The organism is Frankia sp. AgKG'84/4 (genome assembly GCF_023242965.2).
Lineage (GTDB): Bacteria > Actinomycetota > Actinomycetes > Frankiales > Frankiaceae > Frankia.
This window is the reverse complement of sequence record NZ_JALKFU020000433.1, coordinates 1-4,507: the sequence shown is the minus strand read 5'-3', so window position 1 is coordinate 4,507 and position 4,507 is coordinate 1. Positions and strand designations below refer to the sequence as shown.

At 70.1% G+C, this 4,507-nt stretch carries 5 protein-coding genes; all 5 read left to right on the top strand.

Going from position 1 to position 4,507, the window contains the following annotated elements; genetic code table 11:
- On the top strand, nucleotides 1-298 hold a 298-nt coding region (locus tag MXD58_RS20695), incomplete at its 5' end, for a DUF4190 domain-containing protein (protein WP_250609757.1).
- A 447-nt stretch (nucleotides 299-745) separates the two neighbouring features.
- The gene (gene sucC, locus MXD58_RS20690; protein WP_248840952.1) at nucleotides 746-1,912 is read left to right on the top strand and encodes an ADP-forming succinate--CoA ligase subunit beta; all 1,167 of its coding nucleotides are present in this window, start codon (nucleotides 746-748) and stop codon (nucleotides 1,910-1,912) included.
- 24 nt (nucleotides 1,913-1,936) lie between these two features.
- A complete protein-coding gene (gene sucD, locus MXD58_RS20685; RefSeq protein ID WP_248840953.1) occupies nucleotides 1,937-2,809 on the top strand; it encodes a succinate--CoA ligase subunit alpha in 873 nt (290 codons plus the stop codon).
- Nucleotides 2,810-2,998: 189 nt separating this feature from the next.
- Nucleotides 2,999-3,871 (top strand): hypothetical protein, encoded by an 873-nt coding sequence (locus MXD58_RS20680; protein WP_248840954.1) that lies wholly within the window; start codon nucleotides 2,999-3,001, stop codon nucleotides 3,869-3,871.
- 269 nt (nucleotides 3,872-4,140) lie between these two features.
- A partial coding sequence (locus tag MXD58_RS20675) for a cell division protein PerM (protein WP_308302007.1) occupies nucleotides 4,141-4,507 on the top strand: 367 nt, incomplete at its 3' end.

The following is a 4,507-nucleotide window of genomic DNA, read 5'->3' as shown; positions in this document are numbered from 1 at the left end:
GCCCGGCGCGACGGCCGGACTGCTCCGGGTGGAGAGCGCGGGTCCGCGCCGCTTCCCGCCCACCACGCCGCCGCAGCGGGCGCTCAACGGCCGCGCGCTGCTGTCAGTCATCCTGGCCCTCGGCTGGCTGTTCGGGGTCGGGAGCGTGGCCGCCGTGGTCGTCGGTTCGGTCGCCAGGGCCCAGATCCGCCGGCACAACCAGCGGGGGCGGCGTCTCGCCGCGATCGGGATCGGGTTGGGCTGGACCGGTATCGGGCTGACGGCGACCAGCCTGCTGGTCGTTCTGGCGCTGCGCTGAATGCCGCACCTTCCCGGGAAACCTCCGGAAGGCCGACCACGATCGGTGTTGTTCCCCTGTGATTTCCGGCATACCTTCGCCCGCCGATGCCGTGACTTCGGACACGCGAATTTCTGAATCCGTGGACGGTGGTCACGCTCAGCGTTGTAACTCGTACGCGGGGATGCGTCGCGCACGGGGGCTTGACGGGTCGACGCGAGCGAGCTGCCACCTCATTTGTCCCGTATCGATGGGTCTGCCGAGTGCGTCAGATCTTCCGTGCACTGCGGATGGCACCTTCGGCGGGTGCCCCCTGCCCCGTGGGCGACCGCCGCCGGCACCGCTGACCGGCTGCCCCGGCACTGCGCGTGACGCGCGCCGTAACCAGCTCGTCAGTAGGCTCTCAGGCGTTCTGTGCAGCCCTACTCAAACCCATCCCCGTTACGATCGCATCCGACTGGACGGACCGTGGATCTCTTCGAATACCAGGCGAAGAAGTTGTTCGCCGAACATGGCGTTCCGGTACCCACCGGGAAGACCGCGACCACTCCCGAGGAGGCGCGAGCGATCGCCACCGAACTCGGCGGCAAGGTGGTCGTCAAGGCTCAGGTCAAGGCCGGTGGCCGAGGCAAGGCCGGCGGTGTCAAGGTGGCCGACGGACCGGACGACGCCTTCGCGAAGGCGACGGCGATCCTCGGGATGGACATCAAGGGCCACACGGTCCACTCGGTGCTCGTCGAAGAGGCGAGCAACATCGCGGAGGAGTACTACGCATCCTTCCTGCTGGACCGGGCGAACCGCACCTTCCTCGCCATGGCCTCCCGTGAGGGCGGCATGGAGATCGAGGAGGTGGCCGCCACCAACCCGCAGGCGCTGGCCCGCATCCCGATCGACCCGCTGACCGGGGTCGACGCCGCCAAGGCCCGCGAGATCGCGGTGGCCGCGAAGCTTCCAGAGTCGGCCCTGGCGGGTGCCAGCGAACTGCTGGCCAAGCTGTGGACCGTCTTCGTGAAGTCGGACGCCACGCTCGTCGAGGTCAACCCGCTGATCCTGACCGCCGACGGCCGCGTCATCGCCCTCGACGGCAAGGTCAGCCTCGACGAGAACGCCGACTTCCGCCACCCCGAGAACGAGGCGTTCATCGACGTCTCCATGGTGGACCCGCTGGAGCAGAAGGCCAAGGAGAAGGGCCTCAACTACGTCAAGCTCGAGGGCGAGGTCGGGATCATCGGAAACGGTGCCGGCCTGGTCATGTCGACGCTCGACGTGGTGACCTACGCGGGTGAGGAGTTCGGCGGCAAGCGCCCGGCGAACTTCCTCGACATCGGCGGCGGCGCGTCCGCCGAGGTGATGGCGAACGGCCTGTCGATCATCCTCGGTGACCCGTCGGTCAAGAGCGTCTTCGTCAACATCTTCGGTGGCATCACCTCCTGCGACGCCGTGGCCAACGGCATCATCCAGGCGCTGGAGATCGTCGGGAACGTCACCACCCCGCTGGTGGTGCGCCTCGACGGCAACAACGCCGAGGAGGGTCGCCGCATCCTCGCGGAGGCGAACTCCCCGGTGGTCAAGCCGGTCGACACGATGGACGGCGCGGCGAAGCTCGCCGCCGAGCTCGCCGCGGCCGCGGCCTGACCAGGGCGAAGGGAAAACAGAACGATGGCTATCTGGCTTGACGAGAACAGCCGGGTGGTGGTGCAGGGCATCACCGGCTCCGAAGGCGCGAAGCACACGAAGCGGATGCTGGCGGCGGGCACGAACGTCGTCGCCGGGGTCAACCCGCGCAAGGTCGGCCAGCAGGTCGAGGGCGTGCCGGTGTTCGGCTCCGTCGCCGACGCGATGGCGCAGGCCGGCGCGAACGTCTCGGTGATCTTCGTACCGCCGAAGTTCACGAAGGACGCGGCGATCGAGGCGATCGACGCGGCCATCGGGCTCGCGGTGGTCATCACCGAGGGCGTGCCGGTCCACGACACGACCGAGTTCTTCGCGTATAGCCAGTCGAAGGGCACGACCCGGATCATCGGGCCGAACTGTCCCGGCATCGCGAGCCCGGGCGTGTCCAACGCCGGCATCATCCCGGCGGACATCACCCCCGGTGGCCGCATCGGCCTGGTCAGCAAGAGCGGCACGCTGACCTACCAGATGATGTACGAGCTCCGCGAGTTCGGCTTCTCCACCTGCGTCGGCATCGGCGGTGACCCGGTCATCGGCACCACCCACATCGATGCGCTGGACGCCTTCGAGGCCGACCCGGGCACCGACGCGATCGTCATGATCGGTGAGATCGGCGGCGACGCGGAGGAGCGGGCGGCGGCGCACATCGAGGCGCACGTCTCCAAGCCGGTCGTCGGCTACGTCGCCGGCTTCACGGCGCCGGAGGGCAAGACGATGGGCCACGCCGGCGCGATCGTGTCGGGCTCCTCCGGCACCGCGCAGGCGAAGAAGGAGGCCCTGGAGAAGGCCGGTGTGCGGGTGGGCAAGACCCCGTCGGAGACTGCCCGCCTGATGGCTGACATTATGCGGTCGTTGTAGTTCTGTCCGCCTGATGGGCTCCGGGGACTGCGGCAGCTCGTCAGGCGGATGGTGCGGGGGTCGTGGGTTGTCGGGAATGAGGGATGGGCATGCCTTCCCTCATCTCCCGTCAACTGTCACACTCCTGCCCCGGCGTGTCGGCACGTGATGTCGATCCGCCGACCGACCTGACGAAGTGGGGTTACCGTCGTGGCGCAGATCGGCGGTCGTAACGTTGCGACCAATGACATCGGGGTGATCGCCTCCGGTGCGGTCATGTTCATCGTGAGCTTCCTGCCGTGGTACTCGGTGAGCATCTCGTTTTTCGGTCGCACCGCGAGCGCGCACCGTAACGGCTGGGGGCTCGGCTTCAACTCCTGGTTCCCGGTGCTGTTGGTCGTGGCGGTCGCCGGCCTGCTGGCCGCGCGGATTTTTGCGAACTTCACCATCCCGGACATCGGTCCGGTCTCGTGGCTGTGGGCGCTGCCGGGGGTCTCGGCGCTCGCCACGCTGCTCCTGCTCATTCGGTGGCTCCGGTTCCCGGATGTGCCGTCCGGGACCGACGCCGGCCCGAGCGTGGGCTTCTATCTGGCGCTGGTCGCCGCGATCGTGCAGACCGTCTTCGGCGTGCTGGCCGCCCTCGCGGCCGGAGCGCCCATCCCCGGCCGCGGCCGTCCGGGTGGCCCCGGCGCGCCGTCCAACTGGCAGCCCGGCCAGCCGCCCTACGGCCAGCCGTACGGCCAGCAGCCCACGCCGGGCAACCCCGGCGGGTACGGCCAGCAGCAGCCGGGCTATGGCGAGCCGCCCACCGGTGGCGGATATGGCCAGCAGCAGCCGGGTTACGGCCAGCCGCCGCAGGGCGGTGGCTACGGCCAGCCGCCGCAGGGCGGTGGTTACGGCCAGCCGCCCACCGGCGGCGGGTACGGCCAGCAGCCGGGCTACGGTCAGCCGCCCACCGGTGGTGGTTATGGTCAGCAGCAGCCGGGTTACGGCCAGCCGCCGCAGGGCGGTGGTTACGGCCAGCAGCAGCCCGGCTATGGCCAGCAGCCCCCGCCCGGGTACGGCCAGCAGCCGCCCGCCTGACCACTCCGGTTCCGCGGCGGCTGGTCGTTCCAGCGGGCTCGGTGTCTGATTTGCCCGTGTAGAAGGGCTGGCTGCGATCGCGGCTGGCCGCTTTGTAGGGCCGGTGCCCGGACGCCTACGCCATGATCGGCCGGACACGGCCTCGCGGGGTCCGTGCCTTGGTGGCCTCCGCGACCGTGGACTGGTTGGTTCGCCGGCCCGCCCGATGGGGATGTTTCGGGCGCGGGTGATTTCTCGGGCTTCGGACGGCGTGTTGTCCCGGATGGCGGGTGACCGCGTGCGAGCGTCCTACCGTGCCCGCCTTCCACAGTCCGGGGTCCGCCGGGCCGTTTCTCGACCGCGTGTGGGCCAGGGCCGGCCGGCCGGCGGTGGCGGCGATCGCCGCGTCCGCCGCCGGCCTGCTGTTCATCGAGGTCATCGTCCTGATCGTCTGGGGCGCCGACACCGGCTCCTCGACCGGGCCCGGCGCCGCGATGCGGGTCGGTGCCGATCTGTGGCTCGTCGCCCACGGGACCACCCTGGGCCTCTCCAACGGGGTCATCTCCCTGCGACCGCTGGGCCTCGCATTGTTTCCGCTGGTCGCCGCGATGAGCGCGGCGCACCGGCGGGCGACGGCGGTGCCGGCCTGGACCGGTC

What these genes read in the sequence shown, in the direction of transcription:
- sucD (WP_248840953.1), top strand. Translation starts at nt 1,937, where the DNA reads ATGGCTATCTGGCTTGACGAGAACAGCCGGGTGGTGGTGCAGGGCATC.